The organism is Streptomyces lancefieldiae, from assembly GCF_031845825.1.
Taxonomy (GTDB): domain Bacteria; phylum Actinomycetota; class Actinomycetes; order Streptomycetales; family Streptomycetaceae; genus Streptomyces; species Streptomyces lancefieldiae.
Genome location: NZ_JAVRFH010000222.1, coordinates 1 through 1,254 on the forward strand (window position 1 = coordinate 1; position 1,254 = coordinate 1,254).

The following is a 1,254-nucleotide window of genomic DNA, read 5'->3' on the forward strand; positions in this document are numbered from 1 at the left end:
GGTGGCGTCAGCGCGGAGGAGCGGCAGGCCCGACGCACGATCGTGTACCGGCTCGCTGCTTACGAGGAGCTGTGGCGTGACGTGCGGGTCTCCACGGCCGCGGCCCTGGAGGTCATCGATGAGAGCCTGGACGCGAAGCATGCACGGGCGGCGGTGCAGGCTCTAGGCCTGGCGGTCTACGACTCCCGCACGGCAGCGCAGTCTCCCACCGTCACGGCCGGATCGCCCCAGCGATCCGCACTGGCCCCTGGACAGCGGCCAGTCCAGCGCGGCGGGAACAAAATGGAGGAAGATCTGCACTGCTTCCCTGCCGAGCCCGGGCGGGCCCGTGACCAGCCCGGCACCCCACCAGCCATAGAACACGAAGCCGAGACAGGCTCCCGCCCCCACACAGCCACCGCAGGCTCCGCGGACCCGCCTCGCTCCCCCGTCGAGGCAGCTTTGTACTGTCAGCCCCAGTCGCAGCCGGTGCCGTCGTTGTCGCGGTCGAGGTGGCTGCCGTAACCGGGGTCACCACGGTGGACGGGCGCCGCACCGGCGGCTCGGGCAGCGGCGCAGTTCTCGTAGTAGACGCTTCCCGAGCCACTGTTGTCGTCGTCACTGCCGCCGCCTCCGCCGATGCCAGTGTCGTAGGCGGGCTCGGCGGTCACCGTCTCCGTGACCTCGACTTCCACGGTCTCCGTCACGGTCGGCGCCGGCTCGGGCTCCGCGGTCGCGGTCTGGGTGGCGGTGACGGTCACGGTGGGCTGGGGCTTGGCTGCGGCCGGCTTCGCGTCGTCCTTGGGCTGGCTGTCGCCGGCGCCGGCCCCGATGCCGAGGAAGAAGGCGAGAGCCAACGCGGGCCCTACGTAACGCTTGCGAGCCCACTTCGGCGCGGGCCGTCCTCCTGCCGGAGGTATGTACGGGTTGGTCATGTCGCCCCCCTAGTTGATCGTTGCAGCGACGACGGTAGCCGTCCAGTGAAGGAAATGTGTAGATGAAGGCGAGAGGTCAACCGTTTCGTGATGACGAAGGTGCCCCTGCTGCCGCGCGGGGCAGCAGGAGCTCGGGCTTCGTTGAGGGCCACGTCATCACCATCGGGGCGGCCCCCTCACACCAAAGCGCCACCGATGTGTCCTGCATGTCTCGGCAGGCTCTGACCTACAGCCCGAAGCCTCCTCACACACGCTGACGGAGCAGTCCGAGGCGACAACGCGCACCATCCCGGGACACGATGATGCCGCGTTCTCTGACAGGCGGAACGCTCCTGATGCG

Annotated in this window: 1 protein-coding gene; it reads right to left on the reverse strand. The window is 69.3% G+C overall.

Features of this window, described 5'->3' with window-relative positions; all coding sequences use genetic code 11:
* Nucleotides 1-449: 449 nt before the first annotated feature.
* Entirely contained in the window at nucleotides 450-914 is a 465-nt protein-coding gene (locus RM812_RS41745; protein WP_311586178.1) for an excalibur calcium-binding domain-containing protein, read from the reverse strand.
* Nucleotides 915-1,254: the final 340 nt, after the last annotated feature.